This window comes from Methylobacterium sp. 190mf (assembly GCF_900107945.1).
Taxonomy (GTDB): domain Bacteria; phylum Pseudomonadota; class Alphaproteobacteria; order Rhizobiales; family Beijerinckiaceae; genus Methylobacterium.
The window spans coordinates 1-26,993 of record NZ_FNVI01000044.1 but is presented as its reverse complement, the minus strand read 5'-3'; the positions used below and the strand labels follow the sequence as shown (position 1 = coordinate 26,993).

Below are 26,993 nucleotides of genomic sequence, written 5' to 3'. Positions count from 1 at the left end.
CTCGGAGATGAAGCTCCTGGCCGACCAGGCCAAGGCGGCCACGGGGCAGGTGCGGGGGATCCTGGGCGAGATCCAGCGGGGCATCAACACGTCGGTGATGCTGACCGAGGAGGCGGTCAAGCGCGCGGCGGCGGGCAAGACGCGCTCGGACACGACGCAGCGCACGATCGAGGAGATCACCGCGCGGGTGGAGGAGAACGTGCAGACGTTCCAGCAGATCGTGGCCTCGACCAACCAGCAGCAGCTGGGCATCGAGCAGGTGATGGGGGCGCTGCAGAACATCCGCCAGGCCAGCCAGCAGACCGCGGCCGGCACGCGGCAGGTCGAGGCCGCCTCCGCCAACCTCACCGAGCTCGCCCAGGCCCTCATGGCCCTGGCCGAACGATACCGGCACTGAGGCGGGCGCCCCGTTGGCCGAGGATATCCGCAAGCTCCTGCTCGCCGCCTTCGACGTCGAGCACCGGGAGCACGTCGCGGCGATCCGCGGGGCGCTCGGCAGCGCCACGCCGGACTGGAACGACGTCTTCCGCCGCGCCCACAGCCTGAAGGGCGCCTCCCGCGCCGTCGACCTCCCGGCGGTCGAGGCGGTGGCCCACCGTCTCGAGACGCTGTTCGAGGGCGTGCGCACCGGCGCCACCGCCCTCGACCGCGAGGCGGCCAACGCCGTCCACCTCGCCCTCGACCGGATCGAGTCCTACGTCGCCGGCCTCACCGACGGGTCCGGTCCGGACATGCCGGCCGACGCCCTGGCGGCCCTCGGCCACGTCCTCCGGCTCCCGGGCGAGACGCCGCTGCCGGCACAACCCGCACCACCCGCCGCACCGCCCCCCGCCCCGCTGCCGGATCCGAGTCCGAGCCCGCCACCGGGGCCCCCCGCCGCGCCGGCATCCCCGCCGGCCGCGACCGCCGCGCCGACACAGGCCGACCCCGCGCCGAAACCCGGCTCCGAGCCGCCGGAGGCCTCCGCGGCGATCCTGCGGGTGCCGGCGGAGGCCGTCGAGGCGCTGGCCCGGGCGAGTCACGATCTCGCCAGCACCCTGGCCGGCCAGGCGCCCGCGGCCGACGGCCTCGCCCGGCTCGCCCGCCTGGCCCGCGACCTGCGCGTCGGCGCCGAGGCCCTCGCGGCCGGGGCCGGCGCGGAGCGGCCCGAGTGGCGCGCCCTCGCGGCGCGCGCGGGCGCCTTCGCCCGGGAGGCCGCGGACCTGTCGCGGCGCCAGGCCTCCGCGACCAGCGCGGTCGAGGGCGCCGCGACCCGCGTCCGCGCCGCCGCCGAGCGCCTCGCCCTGGTCCCGGCCGAGACCGTCCTGGCCCCCCTCGCCCGGTCGCTGCGCGAGACCGCCCGGGAGCAGGGCCGCGAGGTCGATCTCACGTTGCGGGGCCTCGACCTGCCGGTGGAGCGCGGCACGCTGCAGGCGCTGAAGGATCCGCTGCTCCACGCCCTGCGCAACGCCCTCAGCCACGGCTGGCAGGCGCCGGAGGTGCGGCGCGCGGCCGGCAAGCCGGAGGCCCTGGGCCTCGGGCTGGAGGTCGCGGTGCGCGGCGCCCGCCTGCATGTTACCGTGTTCGACGACGGGCCCGGCCCCGACCTCGCCCGGATCGAGTCGGCGGCCCGCGAGCGCGGCCTCCTCGGCCCCGCTTCCGCGGCCGAACCCGACACCCTGCTGCGCCTCGTGTTCGAGCCCGGCTTCTCCACCGCCGAGGCGGTCGACACCCTGTCGGGGCGCGGCTACGGCCTCTCGGTGGCCGCGGACGCCGCCCGCCAGCTCATGGGCAGCGTCCGCCTGGAGCCGCGCGACCCGGCCGGCACCGCCCTGATCTTCAGCCTGCCGCTCTCAGCGGCCCGGCGCAGTCTGCTGCTGGTCGAGGCGGCCGGGCGCAGCTACGCCCTCCCCGGGGGCGCCGTGGAGCGCCTCCTGCGCCTGCGGCGCGACGACCTGCCGGTCGCCATGGGCCGGACGATCGTGCGCCTCGGTGACGGGGACGCCGCGACGAGCCACCCGGTGACGGACCTCGCCGCGATCCTCGGACAGGTCGCCGACCCGGCCGATCCCGGCACGCTGACCGCCGTCGTCCTGCGGACCGGCGGCGGCCGTCTGGCCCTGGCGGTCGACCGCCTGCACGACGTCCGTCCGTTCCTGGTCCTGCCCGCGCCGGATTTCGGCGCCGATCCGGGTCTGATCGCCGGCACGGCGGTGCTGAACGGGGACGTGCCGGTGCTGGTCCTCGACCCCGAGGGGCTCGCTTCGCGCGCCCAGGCCGGGACAACGGGCGGCGCACTCGGAACGATGGCGCCGGCTCCACGTTCGACGACTCACGCCGCGGCGGCCGCGTCCGCGCGCGCGACCATCCTGGTCGTCGACGATTCGATCACCACCCGGACTCTGGAGAAGGGAATCTTGGAAGCCGCCGGCTACCGCGTGGTCGTCTGCGTCGACGGGCAGGACGCCCTCGACCGGCTGCGCGCCGAGATCGAGCCCGTGAATCTGGTGCTCGCCGACGTGGAGATGCCGCGCCTCGACGGGTTCGGCCTCCTGAAGGCCCTGCGGGCCGACGAGCGCTTCGCCCGGCTCCCGGCGATCCTGATGACCTCCCGCGGGGATGCCGCCGACGTCGCCCGGGGCCTGGATCTCGGCGCCGACGCCTACCTGACCAAGCAGAAGTTCGACCAGCGCCAGCTGCTGGATACGATCGGGCAGCTCCTATGACCCCCGTCCGTGTGATGCTCGTGGAGGACAGCCTCGTGGTGCGCGAGCTGCTGCGCCACATCGTCTCCCGCGATCCCCGCCTCGAGCTCGTGGCCGCGGTCGCCTCCGGCGAGGAGGCCCTCGACAAGCTCCGGACCGTGCGGCCGGACGTGATCTCGATGGACATCCGCCTGCCGGGGATCGACGGGCTGGAGACGACCCGCCGGATCATGGCCGAGCACCCGACGCCGATCGTCGTGGTGGCGGATTCGGTCGAGGATAACTCGCTGCGCATCTCGATGAACGCGCTCCGGGCCGGGGCCCTGTCGGTCGTCGAGAAGCCCGTGGCCACGACCCATGCCGGCTACGAGGGCGTGGCCGGCGAGATCTGCACGCAGCTGCGGATCATGGCCCAGGTTCCGGTCATCCGCCGCCGGCCGATCGGCACCGAGTGGGCCGGCCGCTCCGCCGTCGCGCCCCAGGCGCCGCTGGCCGACCTGTCCGGGCAGGCCCCGAGCCTCCTGGGCATCGCCGCCTCGACGGGCGGTCCCCCGGCGCTGGCGCGGGTGATCGGCGCCCTGCCCAAGGACTTCCCGCTGCCGGTCCTGGTCGTCCAGCACATGGGCGCGGCCTTCATGGACGGGTTCGCCAGCTGGCTCGACAGCGTCGTCGCCCTCCCGGTCTCCCTCGCCCAGGACGGCGAGCGCGCCGAACCCGGCCGGGTCTACGTGGCCCCGGGCGACCGCCACTTGGAGATCGGCTCCGGCCGGATCCTGCGGGTGATCGATTCCGCGCCGGTCTCCGGCCAGCGCCCGGCCGCCACCGTGCTGTTCCGGTCCATGGCCCGGCAATCCGGCCCCTCCGGCATCGGCGTGCTGCTCACCGGCATGGGCGAGGACGGGGCCCTGGGCCTCGCCGACATGCACAGGGCCGGCGCCCAGACCGTGGCCGAGCACGAGAGCACCGCCGTGGTCTACGGCATGCCGGCGGCGGCCGTGCGTCTCGGGGCCGCCCGCGCCGTCCTGCCCCTCGACCGCGTCGCCGACCACGTCCTGCGCCTCGTGGATGCGGGGGCGCGGCCGTGAGCGAGGCCGGCCCGGCGGAGGTGCCGGCCCGGATCCTGCTGGTCGAGGATTCGGAGACGCAGGCCCTGGAACTGCGCCTGCTGCTGGAGGCGCACGGCTTCGCGGTGGAGCGCTGCGCCTCCGCCGAGACCGCCCTCGATCACCTCAATCGCAGCCAGCCCGACCTCGTGGTGGCCGATTACCACCTGCCGGGCATGAACGGCGACGAGCTGATCCGGCAGATGCGCCTGTCGCTGCGCACCCGGGCCCTGCCGGTCCTGATGCTGACCGGCGGCAGCGGCGGCGAGCGCCAGGGTCTGGAGAGCGGCGCCGACGCCTACCTGCCGAAATCCGCCGACCGCGACCTGATGATCCTGCGCATCCGCGCCCTGCTGCGCGAGCGCCGGCCGACGACCGACGGTGAGGGACCGGGCGCCGCCGCGTTCCGGCGCGGGCGGGTCCTGGTGATCGACGGCAGCGCCACCTACCGGACCTTCCTCGCCGGCGTGATGGGCCAGGACGGCCACCACGTGGCGAGCGTCGACGGGCCGGAGGCGGCCCTGGCCGCCCTGGACGCGGCCGCCGGCGACGGGGCCTTCGACTGCGTGACGGTCGATCTCCTGGGGCACGCCTATGACGGCCTCGCCCTGTGCCGGGCGATCAGCCAGCGGCGCTCGGGACAGGCGGCCGGCGCGGGCTTCCACCTCGTCGGCATCGCCGGCAGCGATCCCGCCAAGGACTTCCTCGTCGAAGCCTACGCGGCCGGCGCCGACGACGTGGTCTCGAAGACCGACGCCGAGGTCCTGGCCCTGCGGGTCCGCGGCTTCGTGCGGCGGCGGCTCCTGGAGGAGGACGACCGGCGCATCGCCGGCCAGTTCGGCGAGCGCGAGCGGGCGGTGGAGCGCGCCCGCGCGGAGGCCGACGCGGCCGAGGCCCGAGCGGGCCTCGCCGACGCCCTGGAGCGGGCCAACCGCGACCTCGCCGACGCCAACCGCCAGCTCACCGAGGCGCAGTCCAAGCTCGTCCAGGCCGCCAAGATGGCCTCGCTCGGCGAGCTGGTGGCGGGGATCGCCCACGAGATCAACAATCCCCTGGCCTTCATCCTGGCCCACCAGGGCACCGTCGAGCGCCTGCTCGGCGAGTTGCCGGGCGCCGCTCCGGAGGCCGCCACCCGCGCCATCGACAAGGCCCGGCAGCGGGTCGGCTCGATGCGGATGGGGCTGACCCGCATCCAGGATCTGGTGCTGAACCTCCGGAAGTTCTCGCGCCTCGACGAGGGCGAGCGCGCCCTGGTCAACGTGCCGGAGGCGATCGAGACGGTGCTCGCGCTGATCCAGCACAAGCTCGGCGAGCGCATCGCCGTGGAGCGCAGCTTCACGGGCCGCGCCGAGATCCACTGCACCCCGGCGCTGCTCAATCAGGTGGTGATGAACATCCTGGGCAACGCCGCCGACGCCATGCCGGAGGGCGGCACGATCCGGATCACGACCCAGTCGAACCCCGAACTCGACGAGATTCGCATCAGCGATACCGGGCCCGGCATCCCGGATACGCTGCGTGAGAAGATCTTCGAGCCGTTCTTCACGACGAAACCGGTCGGATCCGGCACGGGCCTGGGTCTTGCGATTGCCTACAGCGTCGTTCAAGCGCATAGCGGCTCGCTCACCGTGGAGACGGCCCCGGGTGGGGGAGCCTGCTTCGTGATCGGGATTCCGCGGCAGGCGGCCAGTGCATGAGTGACGGTACGGCAGGTGTAGGGACGATCCTGGCCGTCGACGACGAGCCGGACATCCTGATCGCCCTGGAGGACCTGTTCGAGGATTCCTACCGGGTTCTGACGACCTCGCGCCCGGCCGAGGCGCTGGAGATCCTGCGCGCCGAACCCGACATCGCCGTCGTGCTCTCGGACCAGCGGATGCCGGGCCTCACCGGCGACGCGCTCCTCGCCGAGGCCCGCAGCTTCCACGACGCGCAGGCGATCCTGCTGACCGGCTACGCCGACATCACCGCGGTGATCGCCGCCCTCAACCGCGGCGGCATCGTCGGCTACGTCACCAAGCCCTGGGACGCGGGCCTGCTCCGTTCCACCGTCCGGCAGGCCTTCGAGCGCCACCGCCTCGGCCGAGACCTCGCCACCGAGCGGGCTCTCCTGCGCGGCCTCCTCGACCACGCCCAGGACGCGATCAGCTTCAAGGACGCGGAGGGCCGCTTCGTCCGGCTGAACGGCCGCAAGGCCGCCCTGCTCGGCCACGACGTCGCCGCCAGCCTCGGGCGGCGTGAGGACGAACTTCTCGGCCCGAAGGCCGAGCCCGTGACGGCGGCGGACGCGGCCGCGATCCGGTCCGGGGCGGTGGTCGAGAGCCTGATCAGCGACGGCCCGACCGGCGCCGAGCAGTGGAGCCACGTGACGCGGGTGCCGATCCGCGACGCGGGCGGGGCGATCAGCCACCTCGCGACGATCGAGCGCGACGTGACCGAGCAGCGGACCCTGGAGGCGCGCCTGCGCCAGTCCGACAAGATGCAGGCGCTGGGCACCCTCGCGGGCGGCATCGCGCACGATTTCAACAACCTGCTGACCGCGATCCTCGGCAGCCTCGAGCTCGCCGGCCCGAAGGTCGCCGACCAGCCGCGGGTCCAGCGCCTGATCGAGAACGCCCGCGGCGCCGCCGAGCGCGGGGCGTCCCTGACCAAGCGCCTCCTGAGCTTCAGCCGCGCCCACGACCTCCAGGCGCGCGCCGTCGACGTGAACACCCTGATCTCCGGGATGAGCGACCTGTTCGGACGCAGCCTCGGCGGCCTCGTGACGGTCCGGACCGACCTCGCGGACGGACTGCCGGCGGTTCAGGTCGATCCGGACCAGCTCGAACTCGCCGTGCTCAACCTCTGCATCAACGCCCGCGACGCCATGCCGGACGGGGGGGCGATCACGGTCGCGACGCGCCGGCTCGCCATCAGCGGCGATCCCGAGATCGCCGACGGCACCTATCTCGGCATCAGCGTCACCGACGAGGGCACCGGCATCCCGGAGGAGATCCTGCGCCGGGTCTGCGAGCCGTTCTTCACCACCAAGGCCGTCGGCCAGGGCACCGGGCTCGGCCTCGCCATGGTGTTCGGCCTCGCGCAGCAATCCAAGGGCCGGCTGGCGATCGACAGCGTGGTCGGTCGGGGCACCCGCGTGGAGCTCGCCCTCCCCTTCGCCGATCAGGCGCCCGAGCAGGCGCCCGAGGCCGCCGGCACCGTCCCGGTCGCCGGCCGGCGGGCCCGCGTCCTGATCGTCGACGACGATTCGCAGGTGCGCCACGTGACGGCCTCGTTCCTCACCGGCTTCGGCCACAGCACCACGGAAGCCGGCGACGGCGAGGCCGCGCTCCGGCTCCTCGAGGCGGACCGCTACGACATCGTCGTCGCCGACCTCGCCATGCCCGGCATGAGCGGCATCGAGCTGGCCGCCGAGATCCGCGAGCGCGATCCGCGCCTGCCGGTCCTGATCCTTACCGGACATGCCGAGGCGATGCAGATCCCCGACGACCTGCCGGTGCTCACGAAGCCGTTCCGCTCCGCGGACCTCGCGGCCCGCGTCGCCACGCTGCTTGACGGCGGAGCCGGACCCGTCGGCTGACGGGGGCTTGCAACCAATCGGTTGCCGGCTCATTCTCTCCTCGTGGGGCCCGCAGGCCCCGGGTTACGAAGAGGAGGTGGACCATGAGCAATCACGGCATCTTCCCGCGCCGCAGGCGTGACAACGATCTCGACCAGGACGGTCCACCGGACGAGTCCCGGCAGGGATAGGGGTTTTCGGAGCGCGGCGCGGTCGAGTTCCCGGCCTGTCTGAGACGGGCCGCCAGGGCGAGCTCCCGCGACCATCCGAGACGTGGACCCTGCTTCAGACCCGTCGGCGCGAGCCGGCGGGTTTTTTTGTTGTTCGCGCGTCGTCATGGCGATCGCGGCGAGGAGCCGAAACGCGAGAAGCCGCCCCGGAGGGTCCGGGACGGCTTCTCAAAGACTAGGAGCGACGGGGCGCTCCGTGCCGATCAGGCGGCTTCGGAGACCTGGCTCGGACCGGAATCCTTTCCGCGAGCCTCGACGTCGCGGTCGACGAACTCGATCACCGCGAGCGGGGCGTTGTCGCCCTGGCGGAAGCCCGCCTTCATGATCCGGCAGTAGCCGCCCGGACGGCCCTTGTAGCGCGGGCCGAGGACGGTGAAGAGCTTCTTGACCATGTCGGCGTCGCGGAGCTGCGCCATGGCGAGGCGGCGGGTGTGGACGCTGTCGATGCGGCCCAGCGTGATCAGCTTCTCGACGACCGGACGCAGGTCCTTCGCCTTCGGCAGGGTGGTGATGATCTGCTCGTGCTTGATCAGCGCGGCGGACATATTGGCGAACATCGCCTTGCGATGCTCGGCGGTGCGGTTGAAACGGCGGCCGCGGTAGGCGTGACGCATGGTGCTGGCTTCCTTCTCGTCTCGGCCGCCGTGCCACGGTACGGCCGGGTGCCCCGGGAACGGGGCGGTTGATGTCCGCGTAACCCCGCGGCGGGATTCGTTCGGGACTTGGCGTCGTCGCCGCGGGTCCCGGGCCTGGATGGGCCGAACCGGCGGCGCGGTGCGGCGCCGCCCGGTTCAGCTCGAGGCGGCTTCGCCTCTCAGTAGTGTTCCTCGAAGCGCTTGGCGAGATCCTCGATGTTCTCCGGCGGCCAGCCGGGGATGTCCATGCCGAGATGCAGGCCCATGCCGGCGAGCACTTCCTTGATCTCGTTGAGCGACTTGCGGCCGAAGTTCGGGGTCCGCAGCATCTCGCCCTCGGACTTCTGGATGAGGTCGCCGATGTAGACAATGTTGTCGTTCTTCAGGCAGTTCGCCGAGCGGACCGACAGCTCCAGCTCGTCGACCTTCTTGAGCAGCGCCGGGTTGAAAGGAAGCTGCGGCGCGAGCGGCGCGGCCTCTTCCTTGCGCGGATCCTCGAAGTTCACGAAGACCTGCAGCTGGTCCTGGATGATGCGCGCCGCGTAGGCGAGCGCGTCCTCCGGAGAGACCGCGCCGTTGGTCTCGACCGTCATGGTCAGCTTGTCCTTGTCGAGATCCTGGCCCTCGCGGGTCGTCTCGACGCGGTAGCTGACCTTGGTGACCGGCGAGAACAGCGAGTCGACCGGGATCAGGCCGATCGGCGCGTCCTCGGGACGGTTGCGCTCGGCCGGGACGTAGCCCTTGCCGGTTGCGACCGTGAACTCCATGCGGATCTCGGCGCCGTCGTCGAGGGTGCAGATCACGAGGTCGGGGTTCAGGATCTGGATGTCGCCGACCGTGCCGATGTCACCGGCGGTGACGAGGCCCGGGCCGGTCTTGCGCAGGGTCATGCGCTTGGGCGCGTCGGTCTGCGAGCGGATCGCGATGGTCTTGATGTTGAGGACGATGTCGGTGACGTCCTCGCGCACGCCCGGGATCGACGAGAACTCGTGCAGCACGCCGTCGATCTGCACCGAGGTCACGGCCGCGCCCTGGAGCGACGACAGGAGCACGCGGCGCAGGGCGTTGCCCAGCGTCGTGCCGAAGCCGCGCTCGAGCGGCTCGGCGACGACCGTGGCGACCCGCTTCGGGTCGTCGCCGGTCGTGACCTGCAGCTTGTTCGGCTTGATCAGTTCCTGCCAATTCTTCTGAATGACCACGATCCTACCTCTCGTCCTTGCCCGGGATCCGCGACGCCCGTCCCCGCGCTTCGGCCACTCGGTGCCGCCCCCTGGCGCCCCGAACGGTCCCTGAAATCCGTATCCGCCGTTACTCGCCGCCGACCCACAGCACCGGCACGAAGCTGTAGCCAGCCCCATCCCGATCCACGTAGCCGAGCGCCGGGAACTCGAGATGGCCGCCGGCGATGAGCGTGCGCTCGCGGGCCACCTCGTCCAGGATCCGCTTGCGCGTCTCCCGCGCTTGGTCGCCGTCGACGTCGAAGCCGACGCCGGCCTCCGGGTTCTTGAACTGGATCGCCGGCAGGTGCACCACGTCGGTCCACATCATCAGCGCCTGTCCACCGGAGACGATGCGGAAACCGCAATGGCCCGGCGTGTGGCCGGGAAGAGGGACCGCCGTGATCCCCGGAAGGACCTCGCCGCCGCGGTGCTCGCGCACCTTGCCGGCGTAGGGAGCCAGGGACTTGCGGGCGCCCTCGAAGTAGGGCTTCGCGGCCTCCGGCGCCTTGGCCAGGGCCTCGTCCGGAAGCCAGTGCGCCGCCTCGTCGGCGTGCAGCACGATCTCGGCGTTCGGGTAGCGCGCCGCGCCGTCCTTCACGAGACCGCCGACATGGTCGGGGTGCAGGTGACTGACCAGCACCGTGCCGATCTCCTCCGGCGCGACGCCGGTCAGCGCGAGCGCTGCACCGGCGCGACCCAGGGTCGGTGCCGGGGCGAGGTCGCCGTAGCCCGTGTCGATCAGGGTCGGCTTGAGGCCCGGACCCGTGATCAGGAAGGCGTTCAGCGTGATCTTGGGCTGCTCCGTGCGGAAACCCGCCACTTGGAGCCGCCCGGCCTCCTCCTTGGAGATGCCCGTGACGAGATCGAGGCTGGCCTGAAACCAGCCGTCATTGAGCGCGGTGACCGTGAGGTCCCCGAGGTTCCAACGCAGCACGCCCGGAAGCGGCTTCGATCCCGTCATGAACTTCTCCGTCAAGAGGCTTCGATCAGACGCGGCGGCGCTTGCGCGGCCGGCAGCCGTTGTGCGGGATCGAGGTGACGTCGCGGATCGAGGTCACCGTGAAGCCCGCGGCCTGCAGGGCGCGGAGCGCCGACTCGCGGCCCGAACCCGGACCCGACACCTCGACCTCGAGGGTGCGCATGCCGTGCTCGGCGGCCTTGCGGCCAGCATCCTCTGCGGCGACCTGGGCGGCGTACGGGGTCGACTTGCGCGAACCCTTGAAGCCCATCGCACCGGCGGACGACCACGAGATCGTGTTGCCCTGCGCGTCCGTGATGGTGATCATCGTGTTGTTGAACGAGGCGTTCACGTGGGCGACGCCCGACACGATGTTCTTGCGCTCGCGGCGGCGGACGCGTTGCGGTTCCTTAGCCATTCTGGTCTCACTCTTCCTTCAGGCACGCCCGTAACACCAGGCGCTCGGGATTCTTTTTGGGACTTGGCCGGAGCACCCGTGCAGGGCGGTCGAGCCGGCGCCGGACCCGTTGCGGGATACCTGGCGCGACGGGAAGGAGGCCGAGCGGAGCACGGCCTCCCAGTTCCAAAAACTTACTTCTTCTTGCCGGCGATCGGCTTCGCCTTGCCCTTGCGGGTGCGGGCGTTGGTGTGGGTGCGCTGGCCGCGGACCGGCAGCTGCTTGCGGTGACGCAGACCGCGATAGGCGCCGAGATCCATCAGGCGCTTGATGTTCATCGAGACTTCGCGGCGCAGGTCGCCCTCGACGAGATAGTCGCGATCGATCGTCTCGCGGATCGACAGAACCTCGGCGTCGGTCAGCTGGTTGACGCGACGCTCGGCAGGGATGTTCACCTTCTGGGTGATTTCCTCGGCCTTCTTGGCGCCGATGCCGTGGATGTACTGGAGCGCGATGACGACGCGCTTGTTGGTCGGGATGTTGACGCCTGCGATACGGGCCACGATCACTCTCCATATGGGACCCGGGGATCCGGGCCGCTGTCGCGCGCGTCCGGTGGAGGCCGGCCCCTGCGCACGTGAAACGACGACGCGGCCCGCGGGCGGCCCTGGACAGGGCACCTCGGACCATCGTTCGGTTGGACGAAGGAGGGCCTGCTAGCGCGCGGGCGGCCCGTTGTCAACGACGGGTCGGCACGGCCTCGCCCCGTCACGCGCGCGTCGGGGCGCCCTGGGATCTGATCGAGGAGCGGAGATGGCGGTTCTGACGAGCGACGGCGCGACCCTGCGGGCCTTCGCCGATTCGGTGCTGCGCGCCGCCGAGGAGACCCTGGAGGAGGTCATGCCGGTGACGCTGGCGGTGATCGGCGGCGTTCTCGCCGAGGCGGAGCCTGGCTCGGTCGCGCTGCAGGACGCGGATGGCGGTCCGCCCCTGCTCTGGGCGACCTTCGCCGGTCGCCGCATGGTGTTCCGCTACAACACGATGACGGCGATGATCGAGCTGCGCGACGGCACCGCGGAGGGCTACCCGCTCCGGCTGTTCGGCCACCGGTCGCTCCAGATGGACGTCGTCAATTTCTTCGGCAGCCTCCGCAGGGAGGGCCGGATCTGAGCAACGCCCCCGACGGGCGGCCCGCCCGCGCCTCAGCGAAAGCCCTGATTCCGCAGCCGGCAAGTGCGGCCCATGTCCTGGTAGCCCGCCGGGCAGCGGCGGGCGCAAGTCCCCGCCAGATACTTCAGCGGCGGCCGGCAGGCGTTGCGGAACCGTTTCTGGCCGTACACGAAGGACTGGGCCGGACTCTGCGCGAAGGCCGGCAGCGGCGGGAGGGCCACCGCGAGCAGGAGGGAGGCGGTGGCGAGGAGGCGGACGGTCATGGCGTTTCCGATCGTGGACCCGCCCCATAACCCCCAGGGACACCGCCGGGTTCACGGGCGCGCTGAAACGGCCGGTCAGCGCGCCGCGATCGCCCTCAGGAGGCGACGCGCTCCTCGTGCGGCTCCAGTGTCGCCATCAGGTCGGCCGTGACCTTGTCGATCGGCTGCATGCCGTCGATGGTCTCCAGCATGCCCTTCTGCGCGTAATAGGCGGAGAGGGGCGCCGTCTGGGCGCGGTATGCCTCAAGCCGCTGCTTGAACACCTCGGGGGTGTCGTCCTTCCGCACGGCCTGGCCGCGGGCCAGGGTCTCGGCGGCGCGCTTCTCGATGCGGCCGACTAGGGCGTTCTCGTCGACCTTCAGCTCGATGACGGCGGAGAGGCTCAAGCCCTTGCTCGCCAGCATCTCGCTGAGCGCTTCCGCCTGTGCGACCGTGCGCGGGAAGCCGTCGAGGATGAAGCCGCGGCGGGCATCCGGCTCCTCGATCCGGTCGGCGACGATGCCGACCACGATCCGGTCTGAGACGAGACCGCCGGATTCCATCACCGCCTTGGCCTCGAGGCCGACCGGCGTGCCGGCGGCCACTGCGGCGCGCAGCATGTCCCCCGTCGACAGCTGCGGGATGCCGAAGCGCTGTACGATCCGCTCGGATTGCGTCCCCTTCCCCGCACCGGGCGGCCCGAGCAGAATGATGCGCATGGCGTTGTCCTCGTTCGGCCCACTCTCTCAGTGGGCACAAGCCGTGGTGGCGAAGCCTCCCTGGCATCGCCGGGTTCGGGGTTTTCTAGCCGGTCCGGGCCGGTGAGGCATCCAGACCTTTGGGCCAGAGGCGGGAGCGTCCTCGGAGTCCGGCCGCCTCTGTAGCAGGCTCAGCGCCGCCGTTGCGTGGTCGACGCGCCACGCAGCTTGGCCTTCTTCACGAGGCCCTCGTACTGATGGGCCATCAGGTGCCCGTGGACCTGCGCCACCGTGTCCATCGTGACCGAGACCACGATGAGCAGGGACGTGCCGCCGAAGCCGAGGCTGGCCGCGGCGTAGGACGACAGGATCTCCGGGCAGAGGCACACGAGGGTCAGGTACAGGGCGCCGATCACCGTGATGCGAGTCAGCACCTTGTCGATGAAGGCCGCGGTGCGCTCGCCCGGCCGGATGCCCGGGATGAAGCCGCCATGCTTCTTCAGATTGTCGGCCGTCTCCTGCGGATTGAAGACGACTGCGGTGTAGAAGAACGTGAAGAAGATGATCAGCGCCGCGTAGAGCACCATGAACAGCGGGGTGCCGTGGCCGAGATAGGCCGTGACCGTGCCGAGCCAGCCCGTGGCGCCCCCGTTGGCCGAGAAGCTCGCGGCGGTCGCCGGCAGCAGCAGTAGCGACGAGGCGAAGATCGGCGGGATCACGCCCGAGGTGTTGAGCTTGAGCGGCAGGAACGAGGTCTGACCCTCGTACATGCGGTTGCCGACCTGGCGCTTCGGGTAGTTGATCAGGAGCCGGCGCTGGGCGCGCTCCATGAACACGATGAAGTAGACGAGCGCGACGGCGGCGACGCCGACGCCCAGGATGATCGCCGGGGACAGGGCGCCGGTGCGGCCGAGCTCGAGCGCGCCCGCGATCGCCACCGGCAGGTGGGCCACGATGCCGGCGAAGATGATCAGCGACGAGCCGTTGCCGATGCCGCGCGAGGTGATCTGCTCGCCGAGCCACATCAGGAACAGGGTTCCGCCCGTCAGGGTGATCACCGTCGAGGCCAGGAAGAACGGCCCCGGATCGATGGCGGCCGAGGAGCCCTGGAGGCCGATGGCGATGCCCCAGGACTGAACCAGCGCCAGCACCACCGTCAGGTAGCGGGTGTACTGGTTGATGACCTTGCGGCCCGACTCGCCCTCCTTCTTGAGCGCTTCCAGGCTCGGGATCACCGAGGTCAGGAGCTGCACGATGATCGAGGCCGAGATGTAGGGCATGATGTTCAGGGCGAAGATCGCCATGCGCTCCACGGCGCCGCCCGAGAACATGTTGAACAGGCCCAGCACGCCGCCCGCCTGCTGCTGGAAGTTCCGGGCGAACTGCTCCGGATCGATGCCGGGGATCGGGATGTACGTGCCCAGCCGGAACACCACGAGGGCGCCGAGCGTGAACCAGATGCGCTTCTTCAGCTCATCGGCCTTCGCGATCGCACCGAAATTGAGATTGGCGGCAAGCTGCTCGGCGGCTGAGGCCATAAGCGTCGCGTCCTGGAAGTGTCGCCGGGCGACCGGCGCCCGGATGAAATGAAAACGGCGGCCCGCGTGGTCGCAGGGCCGCCGCTCGAAGGATCGGCTTAAAGGGTGCGCGGAGCCCGTGCAACGGGTTCCGGAGTCGCTCCCGTCAGGCCGTGGCCGCCTCGCTGCCGCCGCGGGTGGAGGCACCCTGGGCGTAGACGGTGCTGACCGAGCCACCGGCCTTCTCGACCGCCTCGACGGCGGACTTGGAGGCGCGGGTCACCTCGAAGCTGAGCTTCGCGGTCAGCTCGCCGACGCCGAGCAGCTTCACGCCGTCACGGGGACGGGCGATGATGCCGGCGGCGACCAGGCTCTCCACCGTCACGGTGGCGGCCTTGTCGAGCTTGCCCGCGTCGACGGCCTCCTGGATCCGGCCGAGGTTCACCTCGTTCAAGTCCTGGGCGTAGAGGTTGTTGAAGCCGCGCTTCGGCAGGCGACGATGCAGCGGCATCTGACCGCCCTCGAAGCCCTTGATGGACACGCCGGTCCGGGCCTTCTGACCCTTCACGCCGCGACCCGCGGTCTTGCCCTTGCCGGAGCCGATGCCCCGACCCACGCGCATCCGGTTCTTGGTTGCGCCGGGGTTGTCGCTGATCTCGTTGAGCTTCATCGGGACCTCCTCACGCCACGTCGCCGTGGACGCGCACGAGGTGCGCAACCTTGCGGATCATGCCGCGAACGGAGGGAGTATCCTCCAGCTCGGACACGCGGTGGAGCTTGTTGAGCTTGAGGCCGATCAGCGTCTGGCGCTGGCTGGCCTCGCGGCGGATCGGCGAGCCGATCTGCTCGATGCGGACGGTCTTCTGTGCCATCGGACCCTCCCTTACGCGACCGCGGCTTCGGACTGGTCGGCCGGATCGGCATCGCGGCGACGCGACTGCAGCGTCGACACCTTGATGCCGCGGCGGGCCGCCACGGAGCGCGGGCTGTCCTCGTTCTTGAGCGCCTCGAAGGTGGCGCGCACGAGGTTGTAGGGGTTCGACGAACCCAGCGACTTGGCGACGACGTCCTGCATGCCGAGCGTCTCAAACACGGCGCGCATCGGGCCGCCGGCGATGATGCCGGTGCCCTGCGGGGCCGCGCGGAGGATCACCTTGCCTGCCCCGTGGCGGCCGTTGACGTCGTGGTGCAGGGTCCGGCCCTCGCGGAGGGAAACGCGGATCAGACCGCGCTTGGCGGCCTCGGTCGCCTTGCGGATGGCCTCCGGCACCTCGCGGGCCTTGCCGTGGCCGAAGCCGACGCGGCCCTTCTGGTCGCCGACGACGACGAGGGCGGCGAAGCCGAAGCGACGGCCGCCCTTGACCACCTTGGCGACGCGGTTGATGTGGACGAGCTTGTCCACGAACTCGCTGTCGCGCTCCTCGCGATCCTCGCGGCGGCCGCGGCCCCCGCCTTCACGTTCACGTGCCATGTTGTCTACCTGTCCATCTCACTGACGCGGCCGGCGGGGCCGCTCGCTCGATCGGGTTTCGGATATGCCGGGCGAAGAGGATCCGCCCGGCCCGCCGTCGTGACTTAGAACTCCAGGCCACCCTCGCGGGCGGCTTCGGCCACGGCGGCGACGCGGCCGTGGTAGATGTAGCCGGAGCGGTCGAAGATCACCTTCGTGACGCCCGCCGCCTTGGCGCGCTCGGCGACGAGCTTGCCCACCGCCTTGGCGGCGGCGACATCGGCGCCGGTCTTCAGTTCGCCCTTGAGCGCCTTGTCGATCGACGAGGCCGAGGCCAGCGTCTTGCCGGCGACGTCGTCGATGACCTGCACGTAGATCTGCTTCGACGAGCGGAACACCGAGAGCCGCGGACGGCCGTTGGCGGCCGCTCGCAGCGCGCGGCGGACGCGCGCCTTGCGGCGATCGAGGGCTTCGAGCTTGCGAGACATGATGCCCTCCTTACTTCTTCTTGCCTTCCTTGCGGAAGATGAACTCGCCCGCGTACTTCACGCCCTTGCCCTTGTAGGGCTCGGGTCCGCGGTAGTCGCGGATCTCGGCGGCGACCTGACCGACCTGCTGGCGGTTGATCCCGGAGATCGTGATCTCGGTGGGCTTCGGGGTAACGATCGTGATCCCGGCCGGGATCGCGTACTCAATGTCGTGGCTGTAGCCGAGCGACAGCTTCAGCGCCTTGCCGGCCATCGCGGCGCGATAGCCGACGCCGGTGATCTCGAGCTTCTTCTCGAAGCCCTTCGAAACACCCTCGGCGATGTTGGCGATCTGCGCCCGCGACGTGCCCCACAGGGAGCGCGCCGGCTTGGACTGGTTGACGGGCTGCACCTCGATGGCGCCGTCCTTCATCGCCACGTTGACGAGCGACGGAACGACGAACGACAGCTCGCCCTTCGAACCCTTCATCTTCACCGTCTGACCGGTGACCGTGGCGGTAACGCCGGCCGGTACGGGGACCGGCTTCTTGCCTACGCGAGACATGGGATAACCTCCTCCGTCCCGATCAGAACACGGTGCAGAGCACTTCACCGCCGACGTTGCGCTCACGCGCCTCGTGGTCGGCCATGACGCCCTGCGGGGTGGAGACGATGGTGACGCCGAGGCCGTCGGCCACGTGCGGCAGCTCGCCGACCGACGAGTAGACCCGGCGGCCCGGCTTCGAGACGCGCTTGATCTCGCGGATCACGGGGCGCCCGTCGTAGTACTTGAGCTCGATGGCGAACTCGGTGCGGCCGTTGCCGAGGTCGGTCGCCGCGTAGTCGCGGATGTAGCCCTCGGACTTCAGGACGTCGAGGACGCTGGCGCGCAGGCGCGAGCCGGGCGTCTGGACGACGTTGCGACGGCGCAGCTGGCCGTTGCGGATGCGGGTGAGCATGTCGCCCACGGGATCGTTGACCATGGGGACCTCCTTACCAGCTCGACTTGACCAGACCGGGGATCAGGCCCCGGTTGCCAAGCTCGCGCAGCGCCACGCGCGAGATGCCCATCTTGCGGTAGTAGGCGCGCGGACGGCCGGTCATGCCGCAACGGTTGCGGATGCGCGTGGCCGACGAGTTGCGCGGCAGCTCCGCGAGCTTGAGGCGCGCCTCGAAGCGCTCCTCCATCTCGAGGGCGTCGTTGTTGGCGATCTCGAGGAGCGCCTTCCGCTTGGCCGCGAAGCGCTTCACCAGCGCCTTGCGGGCCTCATTCTTCTCGACTGAGCTTTTCTTCGACATGTCGTCTATCTCCGGTGTCCGCGTCTGAGACCCGAGGGCCTCACTGCCGGAACGGGAACTTGAAGGCGGCGAGCAGCGCCTTGGCCTCGGCATCGGTCTTGGCGGTGGTCGCCACGACGATGTCCATGCCCCACATCTGCTCGGCCTTGTCGTAGGAGATCTCCGGGAACACGAGGTGCTCCTTGAGACCCAGGGCGTAGTTGCCGCGGCCGTCGAACGAGCGCGGGTTCAGGCCGCGGAAGTCACGCACGCGCGGCAGCGCGATGGTGATCAGCCGGTCCATGAACTCGTACATGCGCTGCTTGCGCAGGGTCACCTTGCAGCCGATCGGCATGCCCTCGCGGACCTTGAAAGTCGCGATGGCCTTGCGGGCCTTGGTTATGACCGGCTTCTGGCCGGCGATCAGGGCGAGGTCGCCCGCCGCCACCGAGGCCTTCTTCGAGTCCGCGGTGGACTCGCCGACGCCCATGTTGATCACGATCTTCGTGATCTGCGGCACTTCCATGGGGTTCTTGTAGCCGAACTCTTCGATCAGCTTCTGGCGAACCACCTCGTCGTAGTGCTTGCGCAGGCGCGGGGTGTAGGCGTTCTTGTCGGCCTCAGCCATCGATCTGATCCCCCGTGGTCTTGGCGAACCGGACCTTGCGCCCGTCTTCGAGGATGCGGAAACCCACGCGGGTCGGCTTGCCGTTGGCATCCGCGACCGCGATGTTCGAGAGCTGGATGGCGGCCTCCTTGGAGATGATGCCGCCTTCCTGGTTCTGGGTCTGCTTCTGGTGCTTCTTCACCAGGTTGATGCCGCGCACGAAGGCCCGGCCTTCCTTCGGCAGAACCTGGATCACCTCGCCCGACCGGCCCGAATCACGGCCGGTGAGCACGACGACCTTGTCGCCCTTCTTGATCTTGGCGGCCATTACAGCACCTCCGGAGCCAGGGAGATGATCTTCATGTGGTTGCGGGCGCGGAGCTCGCGCGGCACCGGTCCGAAGATACGGGTGCCGATCGGCTCCTTCTGATTGTTGATCAGGACCGCGGCGTTCTTGTCGAAGCGGATCACCGAACCGTCGGCGCGCTTCACGTCCTTCGCCGTGCGGACGACGACCGCCTTCATGACGTCGCCCTTCTTGACGCGACCGCGCGGGATCGCCTCCTTGACGGAGACGACGATCACGTCGCCGACGCCGGCATACTTGCGCTTCGACCCGCCGAGAACCTTGATGCACATCACACGGCGTGCACCCGAGTTGTCGGCGACGTCCAGATTCGTCTGCATCTGGATCACGTGCGTGACTCCTTGTTTCAGGCGGGTTTCCGCACACGGACGGTATTGCCCGGCGGACGACGCCTGATGGGGACCTGACGCCCCCGGCTCATGTGTTCGACCGCGCTGGCGGTGTCGTCAGACACCGGCGCGGTCACCGCGTTCACGGGGTGCGAGCACCCATCGGAAATGTCGCGAAGGCCGGGCGCATACTACGGGCCGCGGGTGATGGCAAGCGGAGCGGCGGGAAATCGTCGCTGCCGCATAGGGGGGCTGATCCGGCTTCGGGGCTGGTCCGCGGCGCCGCGCGGCTCGATCGCTGCGGTGCCCGCCCGTCCGGCCGCGGAACGCGAGCCCTGAACGTGCGACGACCGGCGCGCCTTTCGGCGCGCCGGTCGGTTGACGTGCAGCGTTCGGGGTCGATCAGATCGGCTGGCCGGCCGTCTCGAACAGGAATCCGTCGAGGCTCGGGATGGTGACCGAGGCTTCGCTCGCGGGCCTCGACAGGCGCCAGGGCCGCTCCGACCGGGCGCGAATCGCCTCGGACGGGCGAAGCCGCCGCATTAGGCCGTCCTCGCCGACCTCCTCGATCGCCAGGAAGCCGTAGACCTGCAGCCGCGAGGCGGTGAGCTTGAGGCCGCGATCCTCCGCGGCGACGACCATGCTGCCAGTCGCGTAGACAGCGTCCAGGAGGGAGCGCTGCTCGCTGCGGCGACGGTTGCGCGCCTCCCGCTCGCCGGGGGCCTGGGCGGGAATCGGCCGCCGGAACGGAACGACGTTGCTGACCGCGACGCAACCCATACGCAACACCCTCGACGCGAACCTGCGGCGGCGACTTGGCCGCCCGATGTGCGCGACAATTCGATGGATCGCTTTAATTCTCCGTAGACCGTGCCGGCGCGCACCTGCCCCGATCCGGTACGCCTTGCACGTGTGCCCCGGTAAATCGGTCGTGTCCCGCGAGCCGGCTCGGGCGCGTCGGCCGGCCGCTCCGTCACGGGGTGCGATGTGCCGCGACCTTGCCGGTATTCGTCAGCCGGGCGGCCAGCCCGTCGAGACCGGCGCAGAGGATGCCGTACACGGCACCGACGAAGAGGAAGATCTCGGCCGGGTAGACCATCGCGCGGTTGTTCACCTGCGCCGCCACGAAGGCGAGTTCGGGCACGCCGATCACGTAGGCGAGCGACGTGTCCTTGATGAGCGTGGTCCATTGGTTGACGAAGGACGGTGCCATGGCCCGCAGCGCCTGCGGGAGGACGACGAAGCGCAGGGTGCGCCAGGGGTCGAGGCCGAGCGCGAGGCCGGCCTCCCACTGACCACGGCCGACGCTCGCGATGCCCGCCGCCACCCCGTAGGACAGGTAGGCGCCTCCGACGAGCGACAGCGCCACCGCGACCGTGCCGATCTCGGGGATCGACACGCCGAACAGGATCGGCAGCAGGAAGTAGGTCCAGAAGATCAGCATCACGACCGGCACGGCGCGGAGGAAGCCGAGCCCGGCTGTGAGCGCTGCCCGGGCCGCGCCCGCGCTCACGGCCAGGGCGATGCCGAGGACGAGCCCGAGCGCGGCCGAGGCCAGACCGGACAGGCCGGAGAGGATCAGCGTCAGGGCCAGCCCGCCGACCGGCCCGTCGGGCCAGGCCCCGACCATTAGGTAGCCGAGATTGTCGATGATGACCGACGGATTCATCGGTGCCGGCCCGGTCGACGGGCGCGGCGGTCGAGCATCTGCCCGGTCGTCTCTGCCGCGGCGGCCGCGCCGACGTAGAGCAGCGTCGCGATGCCGAAGGCCTGGAAGGTCTGGAAGGTCTCGGTCTCCACCTGCCGCGACGCGTAGGACAGCTCCGCGAGGCCGATCGTCATGGTCAGTGACGTGTTCTTGAGCGTGTTGAGGTACTGGCCGACGATCGGCAGCCAGGCGACGCGCAGGGCCTGGGGCAGAGCGATGTGGCGGAACGCCTGGACGGGCGTGAGGCCGAGGGCCAGGGCCGCCGCCCGCTGAGCGGGCCGGACGGCCCTGATGCCGGCGCGGAGTTCCTCGGCGATGTAGGCGCCCGCGTAGAGCGTGAGCCCGCAGAACCCGGCGAGGCTCTCGTAAGCGGGCCAGCGCAGGATCCCGAATCCCAGGTCCAGGACGTGCGGCGCGTTGAGCCAGGCCGTCACGCCCTGCGGCAGGGCGGCGGCCACCGCGAAGTACCAGACGAAGAGTTGCACCAGCAGCGGCGTGTTGCGGACGATGCCGACGGAGACGGCCACGGCGCCGCGCCCGGCGCGCCCGCCCGCCTCGCGCAGCCCGCACGCCGCGAGGCCCAGCACCGTGCCGGCAAGGCAGGTGGCTGCCGACAAGGTCAGGGTCGTCCCGAAGCCTTGCAGCAGCCAGACGAGGTAGCGCGGCGCGAGTGGATCGCCGAACAGCGCGGCCATCGTCGTCGTGCCGCCCCGGTCAGGGACGGTCCCCGATCCGGAACAGTCGCGGCAGCGGCTGCTCGGTCGCGGGCCCGAACCAGCGATCATAGATCGCCGCCGCCCTGCCGCTCGACTCCAGGCCGCGCAGGGTCTCGTTCACGCGGTCCCGGAGCCGCGCCTCATCCTTCGGGATGCCGACGCCGATATAGTCGTTGGAGATGCTGAAGGCGGGGATCTCGTAGTTCTGCCGGTCCGGCACCTTCGCGAGCAGCCCGACCAGCTTCGGGCCGTCCTGCGTGATCGCCTGGACATTGCCGTTGCGCAGGGCCGTGAATGCGAAGGGCGTGTCGTCGAAGGCGACCACGACCGCCTTCGGGAAGTCGCGGTGCAGGACGATCTCGTTGGTGGTGCCCTTGTCTGCACCGATTCGAAGCCCATTGAGCTGCTCCGGCGACGACAGGGTGCCCTTCTTGGCCAGGAACTGCTGGCCGGAGGCGAAGTACGGGATGCTGAAATCGAGCTGCCTAGCCCGCTCGTCCGTGATGGTGAAGTTCGCCAGAACCAGATCGACCTTGCCGGAGGTCAGCAGCGGGATACGATTCGCCGGGTTGGTGGGCCGGATCTCCAGCTTGACGCCGAGCGCGTCGGCGATGGCCTGCGCGTAGTCGACGTCGAGGCCGGCGATCCGTTTCCTCGCGGGATCGACGAAGCCGAACGGCGGGTTGCTGTCGAAGGCGGCGACCCGGAGAACGCCGGCCTTTCTGATGTCGTCCAGACGGTCGGCCGTTGCGGGGCCGACCGACAGGAGGGTCGCGAGAACGAGGGCGAAGAGGCGGCGCACGGGTGACTCCGTCGAATGGTTCGGGGCCGGTACAGGCAGAGCGATGATCAAATATCGCGAATATTGCAGTCTAAACCGCGTCGGACTCCTGAGTTGAGGTATAAATCGATCTTGTCTTCGCTCTTTGCGCAAAGTCAGAGGATGCCAGTCGGATTTATCTCGACCGCCGCCACATTTTCATCTTTGGAGAACGCGAAAATCAACGGAGAAAGTTTCTATTTTTTCCTCGCGGGTGGGCGCCGCTCGCCGAAAGATCTGGCGGCTGCGGGGCAGATTTTCCTGCCGCGCCCGGGCACGGCCCGAGGCTGCGCCGAAGTCCCGCCGCCACGTGGCCGGCCTGCCCCGGCTTCCGTTGACGGGACAAGGCGCCGTGCGCGATAGCGGTCCCTCGGCTCCGCCGTCGCGAAGGCTCGCCGATCGCGGGCGCCGTGCGCGCCCTTGACCGATCCTTAACCTCCGCCGCGGTGCAGTTTTCTGCCGTGACCGCATTGACCTGCGGCGCAACGGCGTCTAGAAGCGCGCCACTTCGGACGGCCATCGGCTGCCGACGGCCCTTGGGCGCAACCCCGGAAGCCGCCGCCATCGCCCCGAGCGCTCCGAGGGTTCAAATCGCCTGACGCTGTAAGTCAGATCCGTAGGTACGAGCGCGTTCGTTTCGGGCGTGCTCCTCTGCCCACACCGCGCCGAGGGTCCGTGACAGGCCCTCCGGCGCATATTCGTTTTGCGGACTGCCCTGCGCAGTTCGGACTAGGTGACCGAGGAAGAGGGCACAGGATGCCGACGATCAACCAGCTGATCGCCCAGCCGCGGAAGATCCAGCGGAGCCGCAACAAGGTTCCGGCGCTCGACGCTTGCCCGCAGAAGCGCGGCGTCTGCACCCGCGTTTACACGACGACCCCGAAGAAGCCGAACTCGGCGCTCCGGAAGGTCGCCAAGGTGCGCCTCACCAACGGTTTCGAGGTGATCGGCTACATCCCGGGCGAGGGTCACAACCTTCAGGAGCACTCCGTGGTGATGATCCGCGGCGGCCGCGTGAAGGATCTTCCGGGTGTGCGCTACCACATCCTGCGCGGCGTGCTCGACACGCAGGGCGTGAAGAACCGCAAGCAGCGCCGGTCGAAGTACGGCGCCAAGCGCCCGAAGTAAGTCGGACGCCCGGATATTTCCCGGGCGCCGGTACGCGTTTCCACGGCCTCGCAAGGATGTCGCCGGCCTCAGGGCTAAGGCGGCCTGCGCGGGGCGCTTAAGATCTTTTCGTTCGAGAGTCTCAGAAGATGTCCCGTCGTCACTCTGCCGAGAAGCGTGAGATCATCCCGGACCCGAAGTACGGGGACGTGGTGCTGACGAAGTTCATGAACTCCATCATGTACGAGGGCAAGAAGTCGACCGCCGAGCGGATCGTCTACGGTGCCTTCGACATCGTCGAGAACCGCGCCCGGGCCAACCCGATCGAGGTGTTCCGCGCCGCGCTCGACAACGTCGCCCCGATGATCGAGGTCCGCTCCCGCCGCGTCGGCGGCGCGACCTACCAGGTCCCCGTCGAGGTCCGCACCGAGCGCCGCCAGGCCCTCGCGATCCGCTGGCTGATCCAGGCCGCGCGTTCGCGCAACGACCGCACCATGGTCGAGCGCCTCTCGGCCGAGCTGCTCGACGCCGCGAACAACCGCGGCAACGCCGTCAAGAAGCGCGAAGACACGCACCGGATGGCGGAAGCCAACCGCGCCTTCTCGCACTACCGCTGGTAAGCGGTTCCGCCGTCTCTCAGGAGCAATTCGATGCCCCGCACGCACGCGATCGAGGACTACCGCAACTTCGGCATCATGGCCCACATCGATGCCGGCAAGACCACGACGACCGAGCGGATCCTCTACTACACCGGAAAGTCCCACAAGATCGGCGAGGTCCATGAGGGCGCCGCCACCATGGACTGGATGGCGCAGGAGCAGGAGCGTGGCATCACGATCACCTCGGCTGCGACGACCTGCTTCTGGCGCGACAAGCGCCTGAACATCATCGACACCCCCGGCCACGTCGACTTCACCATCGAGGTCGAGCGCTCGCTCCGCGTCCTCGACGGCGCCGTGTGCGTGCTCGACGGCAACCAGGGCGTCGAGCCGCAGACCGAGACCGTGTGGCGTCAGGCCGACAAGTACGACGTGCCGCGCGTCGTGTTCGTCAACAAGATGGACAAGATCGGCGCCGACTTCTTCAAATGCGTCGCCGACATCATCGACCGCGTCGCCGGCAAGCCCGTCTGCCTGCAGCTGCCGATCGGCGCCGAGTCGAGCTTCCAGGGCGTGATCGACCTCATCAAGATGAAGGCGATCGTCTGGTCGGGTGAGGCGCTGGGCGCCAACTTCGACGAGACCGAGATCCCGGCCGACCTCAAGGACCAGGCCGTCGAGTACCGCACCAAGCTGGTCGAGGCCTGCGTCGAGCTCGACGACGACGCCATGGCCGCCTACCTCGACGGCAACGAGCCCGACGAGGCCACCATGCGCGTCCTGGTGCGCAAGGCCGTCCAGCTGCGCGCCTTCCACCCGGTGCTCTGCGGCTCGGCGTTCAAGAACAAGGGCGTGCAGCCGCTCCTCGACGCCGTCGTGGATTACCTGCCCTCCCCGGCCGATCGCGGCGAGATCAAGGGCATCGACTTCAAGACCGAGGAAGAGACCGTCCGTCACCCGTCGGACGCGGATCCCTTCTCCATGCTCGCCTTCAAGATCATGGACGATCCGCATGTCGGCACGATCACCTTCTGCCGTGTGTATTCGGGCAAGGTCGAGACCGGCGCCAACGTGCTGAACTCGTCGCGCGACAAGAAGGAGCGCGTCGGCCGCATGCTCCTGATGCACGCCAACAACCGTGAGGACATCAAGGAGGCCTTCGCGGGCGACATCGTCGCGCTGGCCGGCCTCAAGGACACCCGCACGGGCGACACCCTCTGCGACCCGCAGAAGGCCGTGATCCTCGAGAAGATGGAGTTCCCCGAGCCCGTCATCGAGATCGCCGTCGAGCCGAAGTCGAAGGCCGACCAGGAGAAGCTCGGCATCGCGCTCTCGAAGCTCGCCGCCGAGGACCCGTCCTTCCGCGTCTCCACCGACCAGGAATCCGGCCAGACCATCCTCAAGGGGATGGGCGAGCTCCACCTGGACATCAAGGTCGACATCCTGCGCCGCACCTACAAGGTCGACGCGAATATCGGCCAGCCGCAGGTCGCCTACCGCGAGAAGCTGACGCGCCGTCAGGAGATCGACTACACGCACAAGAAGCAGACCGGCGGTACCGGCCAGTTCGCCCGCGTGAAGTTCGTCGTCGAGCCGAACGAGCCGGGCGCCGGCTTCTCGTTCGAGTCGAAGATCGTCGGCGGCGCGGTGCCCAAGGAGTACATCCCGGGCGTCGAGAAGGGCCTCAACTCGGTCCTCGGCGCGGGCGTCCTCGCCGGCTTCCCGGTGGTCGACGTCAAGGTCGAGCTGGTCGACGGCGCCTACCACGACGTCGACTCCTCGGCGCTCGCCTTCGAGATCGCCTCCCGCGCCGCCTTCCGCGAGGCGCTGCAGAAGGGCGGCTCGGTTCTGCTCGAGCCGGTGATGAAGGTCGAGGTCGTCTCGCCGGAGGAGTACACCGGCTCGGTCATCGGCGACCTGAACGCCCGCCGCGGCCAGATCCAGGGTCAGGACATGCGCGGCAACGCCAACGTCATCAACGCGATGGTGCCGCTGGCCAACATGTTCGGCTACGTGAACCAGCTGCGCTCCTTCTCGCAGGGCCGCGCCAACTTCACGATGCAGTTCGATCACTACGAAGAGGTGCCGCGCGGCGAGGCCGACAAGGTCATCGCCAAGTACGCCTAAGCATCTCTTCTTCCGCAACGCGAATTCGAATCTAGGAGGCTCTGATGGGCAAGGAAAAGTTCTCCCGCACCAAGCCGCACTGCAACATTGGCACGATCGGCCACGTCGATCACGGCAAGACGTCTCTGACGGCGGCGATCACGAAGGTCCTGGCCGAGACGGGCGGGGCGACGTTCACGGCCTACGACCAGATCGACAAGGCGCCTGAGGAGAAGGCGCGCGGGATCACGATCTCGACGGCGCACGTGGAGTACGAGACGCAGAACCGTCACTACGCGCACGTGGATTGCCCCGGCCACGCCGACTACGTGAAGAACATGATCACGGGCGCGGCGCAGATGGACGGCGCGATCCTGGTGGTGTCGGCGGCCGACGGCCCGATGCCGCAGACCCGCGAGCACATCCTGCTGGCCCGCCAGGTCGGCGTCCCGGCGCTGGTGGTGTTCCTCAACAAGGTCGACATGGTCGACGACGAGGAGCTCCTGGAGCTGGTCGAGCTGGAGGTGCGCGAGCTGCTGTCGAAGTACGACTTCCCGGGCGACGACATCCCGATCACCAAGGGCTCGGCGCTGATGGCGCTCGAGGACAAGGAGCCGAAGATCGGCAAGGAGGCGGTCCTGGCGCTGATGGCGACCGTGGACAGCTACATCCCGCAGCCGGAGCGTCCGATCGACATGCCGTTCCTGATGCCGATCGAGGACGTGTTCTCGATCTCGGGCCGCGGCACGGTGGTGACGGGTCGCGTCGAGCGCGGCATCGTGAAGGTGGGCGAGGAAGTCGTGTTCGTCGGCGTCCGGGCGACCACCGAGACGACGGTGACGGGCGTGGAGATGTTCCGCAAGCTGCTCGACCAGGGGCAGGCGGGCGACAACGTCGGCGTGCTGCTGCGCGGCACGAAGCGCGAGGACGTGGAGCGCGGCCAGGTCGTGTGCAAGCCGGGTTCGGTGAAGCCGCACTCGAAGTTCAAGGCCGAGGCGTACATCCTGACCAAGGAGGAGGGCGGCC

The 26,993-nt window shown here is 69.8% G+C and carries 32 protein-coding genes; 10 read left to right on the top strand and 22 right to left on the bottom strand.

The genetic code is table 11. The features are described from left to right. The 5 genes from C4T42_RS29600 to C4T42_RS29580 form a co-directional block, all read left to right on the top strand. On the top strand, positions 1 to 397 hold a 397-nt coding region (locus tag C4T42_RS29600; RefSeq protein WP_244603315.1), incomplete at its 5' end, for a methyl-accepting chemotaxis protein. 13 nt (positions 398 to 410) lie between these two features. Beyond that, positions 411 to 2,705, top strand: coding sequence for a response regulator (locus C4T42_RS29595; protein ID WP_103986398.1), 2,295 nt, complete (start codon positions 411 to 413; stop codon positions 2,703 to 2,705). After that, positions 2,702 to 3,769, top strand: a complete 1,068-nt coding sequence (gene cheB, locus C4T42_RS29590) for a chemotaxis-specific protein-glutamate methyltransferase CheB (protein WP_026605430.1) — start codon at positions 2,702 to 2,704, stop codon at positions 3,767 to 3,769. The genes C4T42_RS29595 and cheB overlap by 4 nt, the downstream gene beginning before the upstream one ends. Next, on the top strand, positions 3,766 to 5,484 hold the full coding sequence (locus C4T42_RS29585; RefSeq protein ID WP_020096290.1) for a response regulator: 1,719 nt from the start codon (positions 3,766 to 3,768) through the stop codon (positions 5,482 to 5,484). Before cheB ends, C4T42_RS29585 begins: the two co-directional genes overlap by 4 nt. Next, positions 5,481 to 7,367, top strand: coding sequence for a response regulator (locus tag C4T42_RS29580; RefSeq protein ID WP_020096289.1), 1,887 nt, complete (start codon positions 5,481 to 5,483; stop codon positions 7,365 to 7,367). The genes C4T42_RS29585 and C4T42_RS29580 overlap by 4 nt, the downstream gene beginning before the upstream one ends. A gap of 412 nt (positions 7,368 to 7,779) precedes the next feature. On the opposite strand, the gene rplQ is transcribed toward C4T42_RS29580, so the two are convergent. The 5 genes from rplQ to rpsM all read right to left on the bottom strand — a co-directional run bounded on the left by rplQ (position 7,780) and on the right by rpsM (position 11,349). Further along, a complete protein-coding gene (gene rplQ / locus C4T42_RS29575; protein WP_020096288.1) occupies positions 7,780 to 8,190 on the bottom strand; it encodes a 50S ribosomal protein L17 in 411 nt (136 codons plus the stop codon). Positions 8,191 to 8,390: 200 nt separating this feature from the next. Continuing rightward, positions 8,391 to 9,410: a DNA-directed RNA polymerase subunit alpha gene (locus C4T42_RS29570; protein ID WP_010686165.1), complete on the bottom strand. Its 1,020-nt coding sequence runs from the start codon at positions 9,408 to 9,410 to the stop codon at positions 8,391 to 8,393. 109 nt (positions 9,411 to 9,519) lie between these two features. Beyond that, positions 9,520 to 10,392 carry an MBL fold metallo-hydrolase gene (locus tag C4T42_RS29565; protein WP_026605429.1) on the bottom strand — a complete coding sequence of 291 codons (873 nt, stop codon included), beginning with the start codon at positions 10,390 to 10,392 and terminating at the stop codon, positions 9,520 to 9,522. A gap of 25 nt (positions 10,393 to 10,417) precedes the next feature. Then, positions 10,418 to 10,807 (bottom strand): 30S ribosomal protein S11, encoded by a 390-nt coding sequence (gene rpsK / locus C4T42_RS29560; RefSeq protein WP_010686167.1) that lies wholly within the window; start codon positions 10,805 to 10,807, stop codon positions 10,418 to 10,420. Between the two features lie 173 nt (positions 10,808 to 10,980). Further along, the gene (rpsM, locus tag C4T42_RS29555) at positions 10,981 to 11,349 is read right to left on the bottom strand and encodes a 30S ribosomal protein S13 (RefSeq protein ID WP_010686168.1); all 369 of its coding nucleotides are present in this window, start codon (positions 11,347 to 11,349) and stop codon (positions 10,981 to 10,983) included. A gap of 250 nt (positions 11,350 to 11,599) precedes the next feature. Between rpsM and C4T42_RS29550 the strand changes: the two genes are divergently transcribed. Further along, positions 11,600 to 11,956, top strand: coding sequence for a hypothetical protein (locus C4T42_RS29550; protein ID WP_020096285.1), 357 nt, complete (start codon positions 11,600 to 11,602; stop codon positions 11,954 to 11,956). 32 nt (positions 11,957 to 11,988) lie between these two features. On the opposite strand, the gene C4T42_RS29545 is transcribed toward C4T42_RS29550, so the two are convergent. The 17 genes from C4T42_RS29545 to C4T42_RS29465 form a co-directional block, all read right to left on the bottom strand. Then, positions 11,989 to 12,219: a hypothetical protein gene (locus C4T42_RS29545; RefSeq protein WP_020096284.1), complete on the bottom strand. Its 231-nt coding sequence runs from the start codon at positions 12,217 to 12,219 to the stop codon at positions 11,989 to 11,991. A gap of 95 nt (positions 12,220 to 12,314) precedes the next feature. Further along, positions 12,315 to 12,917, bottom strand: coding sequence for an adenylate kinase (locus C4T42_RS29540; RefSeq protein ID WP_020096283.1), 603 nt, complete (start codon positions 12,915 to 12,917; stop codon positions 12,315 to 12,317). Between the two features lie 170 nt (positions 12,918 to 13,087). Further along, positions 13,088 to 14,434 (bottom strand): preprotein translocase subunit SecY, encoded by a 1,347-nt coding sequence (gene secY, locus C4T42_RS29535; RefSeq protein WP_020096282.1) that lies wholly within the window; start codon positions 14,432 to 14,434, stop codon positions 13,088 to 13,090. 145 nt (positions 14,435 to 14,579) lie between these two features. Next, positions 14,580 to 15,083, bottom strand: a complete 504-nt coding sequence (rplO, locus tag C4T42_RS29530) for a 50S ribosomal protein L15 (RefSeq protein ID WP_020096281.1) — start codon at positions 15,081 to 15,083, stop codon at positions 14,580 to 14,582. A 10-nt stretch (positions 15,084 to 15,093) separates the two neighbouring features. Further along, a complete protein-coding gene (gene rpmD, locus C4T42_RS29525) occupies positions 15,094 to 15,285 on the bottom strand; it encodes a 50S ribosomal protein L30 (RefSeq protein WP_020096280.1) in 192 nt (63 codons plus the stop codon). A gap of 11 nt (positions 15,286 to 15,296) precedes the next feature. Continuing rightward, entirely contained in the window at positions 15,297 to 15,884 is a 588-nt protein-coding gene (gene rpsE / locus C4T42_RS29520; RefSeq protein ID WP_012319173.1) for a 30S ribosomal protein S5, read from the bottom strand. Between the two features lie 104 nt (positions 15,885 to 15,988). Next, complete coding sequence (gene rplR / locus C4T42_RS29515) at positions 15,989 to 16,351, bottom strand: 50S ribosomal protein L18 (RefSeq protein WP_020096279.1); 363 nt, start codon at positions 16,349 to 16,351, stop codon at positions 15,989 to 15,991. A gap of 10 nt (positions 16,352 to 16,361) precedes the next feature. Continuing rightward, positions 16,362 to 16,895, bottom strand: coding sequence for a 50S ribosomal protein L6 (gene rplF / locus C4T42_RS29510; RefSeq protein WP_020096278.1), 534 nt, complete (start codon positions 16,893 to 16,895; stop codon positions 16,362 to 16,364). A gap of 22 nt (positions 16,896 to 16,917) precedes the next feature. Beyond that, positions 16,918 to 17,313, bottom strand: a complete 396-nt coding sequence (gene rpsH / locus C4T42_RS29505; RefSeq protein ID WP_010686178.1) for a 30S ribosomal protein S8 — start codon at positions 17,311 to 17,313, stop codon at positions 16,918 to 16,920. A gap of 10 nt (positions 17,314 to 17,323) precedes the next feature. After that, on the bottom strand, positions 17,324 to 17,629 hold the full coding sequence (gene rpsN, locus C4T42_RS29500; RefSeq protein ID WP_010686179.1) for a 30S ribosomal protein S14: 306 nt from the start codon (positions 17,627 to 17,629) through the stop codon (positions 17,324 to 17,326). A gap of 40 nt (positions 17,630 to 17,669) precedes the next feature. Beyond that, positions 17,670 to 18,236: a 50S ribosomal protein L5 gene (rplE, locus tag C4T42_RS29495; protein ID WP_020096277.1), complete on the bottom strand. Its 567-nt coding sequence runs from the start codon at positions 18,234 to 18,236 to the stop codon at positions 17,670 to 17,672. Then, positions 18,229 to 18,543: a 50S ribosomal protein L24 gene (rplX, locus tag C4T42_RS29490; RefSeq protein WP_012319178.1), complete on the bottom strand. Its 315-nt coding sequence runs from the start codon at positions 18,541 to 18,543 to the stop codon at positions 18,229 to 18,231. Before rplX ends, rplE begins: the two co-directional genes overlap by 8 nt. Then, on the bottom strand, positions 18,543 to 18,911 hold the full coding sequence (gene rplN / locus C4T42_RS29485) for a 50S ribosomal protein L14 (RefSeq protein ID WP_010686182.1): 369 nt from the start codon (positions 18,909 to 18,911) through the stop codon (positions 18,543 to 18,545). The genes rplX and rplN overlap by 1 nt, the downstream gene beginning before the upstream one ends. A 402-nt stretch (positions 18,912 to 19,313) precedes the next feature. Continuing rightward, positions 19,314 to 19,691 (bottom strand): hypothetical protein, encoded by a 378-nt coding sequence (locus C4T42_RS29480; RefSeq protein WP_020096276.1) that lies wholly within the window; start codon positions 19,689 to 19,691, stop codon positions 19,314 to 19,316. A 193-nt stretch (positions 19,692 to 19,884) separates the two neighbouring features. After that, positions 19,885 to 20,580, bottom strand: a complete 696-nt coding sequence (locus tag C4T42_RS29475; RefSeq protein ID WP_020096275.1) for an amino acid ABC transporter permease — start codon at positions 20,578 to 20,580, stop codon at positions 19,885 to 19,887. Next, complete coding sequence (locus tag C4T42_RS29470) at positions 20,577 to 21,314, bottom strand: amino acid ABC transporter permease (protein ID WP_020096274.1); 738 nt, start codon at positions 21,312 to 21,314, stop codon at positions 20,577 to 20,579. Before C4T42_RS29470 ends, C4T42_RS29475 begins: the two co-directional genes overlap by 4 nt. Positions 21,315 to 21,333: 19 nt before the next feature. Further along, complete coding sequence (locus C4T42_RS29465) at positions 21,334 to 22,137, bottom strand: ABC transporter substrate-binding protein (protein ID WP_020096273.1); 804 nt, start codon at positions 22,135 to 22,137, stop codon at positions 21,334 to 21,336. Positions 22,138 to 22,911: 774 nt separating this feature from the next. Here C4T42_RS29465 and rpsL point away from each other — a divergent pair. The 4 genes from rpsL to tuf form a co-directional block, all read left to right on the top strand. After that, positions 22,912 to 23,283 (top strand): 30S ribosomal protein S12, encoded by a 372-nt coding sequence (rpsL, locus tag C4T42_RS29460; protein ID WP_007557568.1) that lies wholly within the window; start codon positions 22,912 to 22,914, stop codon positions 23,281 to 23,283. 128 nt (positions 23,284 to 23,411) lie between these two features. After that, on the top strand, positions 23,412 to 23,882 hold the full coding sequence (rpsG, locus tag C4T42_RS29455) for a 30S ribosomal protein S7 (protein WP_012319183.1): 471 nt from the start codon (positions 23,412 to 23,414) through the stop codon (positions 23,880 to 23,882). A gap of 30 nt (positions 23,883 to 23,912) precedes the next feature. Beyond that, the gene (gene fusA, locus C4T42_RS29450; RefSeq protein WP_020096272.1) at positions 23,913 to 25,988 is read left to right on the top strand and encodes an elongation factor G; all 2,076 of its coding nucleotides are present in this window, start codon (positions 23,913 to 23,915) and stop codon (positions 25,986 to 25,988) included. A 44-nt stretch (positions 25,989 to 26,032) separates the two neighbouring features. Beyond that, positions 26,033 to 26,993 (top strand): elongation factor Tu (gene tuf, locus C4T42_RS29445; protein WP_103986397.1); only part of this gene is annotated, 961 nt, incomplete at its 3' end.

Coding starts and splice junctions, on each gene's coding strand:
- C4T42_RS29580 (WP_020096289.1), top strand. CDS start 5,481: ATGAGTGACGGTACGGCAGGTGTAGGGACGATCCTGGCCGTCGACGAC.
- C4T42_RS29545 (WP_020096284.1), bottom strand. CDS start 12,219: ATGACCGTCCGCCTCCTCGCCACCGCCTCCCTCCTGCTCGCGGTGGCC.
- rpsE (WP_012319173.1), bottom strand. CDS start 15,884: ATGGCACGTGAACGTGAAGGCGGGGGCCGCGGCCGCCGCGAGGATCGC.
- cheB (WP_026605430.1), top strand. CDS start 2,702: ATGACCCCCGTCCGTGTGATGCTCGTGGAGGACAGCCTCGTGGTGCGC.
- rplQ (WP_020096288.1), bottom strand. CDS start 8,190: ATGCGTCACGCCTACCGCGGCCGCCGTTTCAACCGCACCGCCGAGCAT.
- secY (WP_020096282.1), bottom strand. CDS start 14,434: ATGGCCTCAGCCGCCGAGCAGCTTGCCGCCAATCTCAATTTCGGTGCG.
- rpsN (WP_010686179.1), bottom strand. CDS start 17,629: ATGTCGAAGAAAAGCTCAGTCGAGAAGAATGAGGCCCGCAAGGCGCTG.
- fusA (WP_020096272.1), top strand. CDS start 23,913: ATGCCCCGCACGCACGCGATCGAGGACTACCGCAACTTCGGCATCATG.
- C4T42_RS29540 (WP_020096283.1), bottom strand. CDS start 12,917: ATGCGCATCATTCTGCTCGGGCCGCCCGGTGCGGGGAAGGGGACGCAA.
- rplF (WP_020096278.1), bottom strand. CDS start 16,895: ATGTCTCGCGTAGGCAAGAAGCCGGTCCCCGTACCGGCCGGCGTTACC.
- rplR (WP_020096279.1), bottom strand. CDS start 16,351: ATGTCTCGCAAGCTCGAAGCCCTCGATCGCCGCAAGGCGCGCGTCCGC.
- rpsL (WP_007557568.1), top strand. CDS start 22,912: ATGCCGACGATCAACCAGCTGATCGCCCAGCCGCGGAAGATCCAGCGG.
- C4T42_RS29480 (WP_020096276.1), bottom strand. CDS start 19,691: ATGGGTTGCGTCGCGGTCAGCAACGTCGTTCCGTTCCGGCGGCCGATT.
- rplO (WP_020096281.1), bottom strand. CDS start 15,083: ATGAAGCTCAACGAGATCAGCGACAACCCCGGCGCAACCAAGAACCGG.
- C4T42_RS29550 (WP_020096285.1), top strand. CDS start 11,600: ATGGCGGTTCTGACGAGCGACGGCGCGACCCTGCGGGCCTTCGCCGAT.
- rplX (WP_012319178.1), bottom strand. CDS start 18,543: ATGGCCGCCAAGATCAAGAAGGGCGACAAGGTCGTCGTGCTCACCGGC.
- C4T42_RS29470 (WP_020096274.1), bottom strand. CDS start 21,314: ATGGCCGCGCTGTTCGGCGATCCACTCGCGCCGCGCTACCTCGTCTGG.
- C4T42_RS29565 (WP_026605429.1), bottom strand. CDS start 10,392: ATGACGGGATCGAAGCCGCTTCCGGGCGTGCTGCGTTGGAACCTCGGG.
- rpsG (WP_012319183.1), top strand. CDS start 23,412: ATGTCCCGTCGTCACTCTGCCGAGAAGCGTGAGATCATCCCGGACCCG.
- rpmD (WP_020096280.1), bottom strand. CDS start 15,285: ATGGCACAGAAGACCGTCCGCATCGAGCAGATCGGCTCGCCGATCCGC.
- rpsK (WP_010686167.1), bottom strand. CDS start 10,807: ATGGCTAAGGAACCGCAACGCGTCCGCCGCCGCGAGCGCAAGAACATC.
- rplE (WP_020096277.1), bottom strand. CDS start 18,236: ATGGCTGAGGCCGACAAGAACGCCTACACCCCGCGCCTGCGCAAGCAC.
- rpsH (WP_010686178.1), bottom strand. CDS start 17,313: ATGGTCAACGATCCCGTGGGCGACATGCTCACCCGCATCCGCAACGGC.
- C4T42_RS29475 (WP_020096275.1), bottom strand. CDS start 20,580: ATGAATCCGTCGGTCATCATCGACAATCTCGGCTACCTAATGGTCGGG.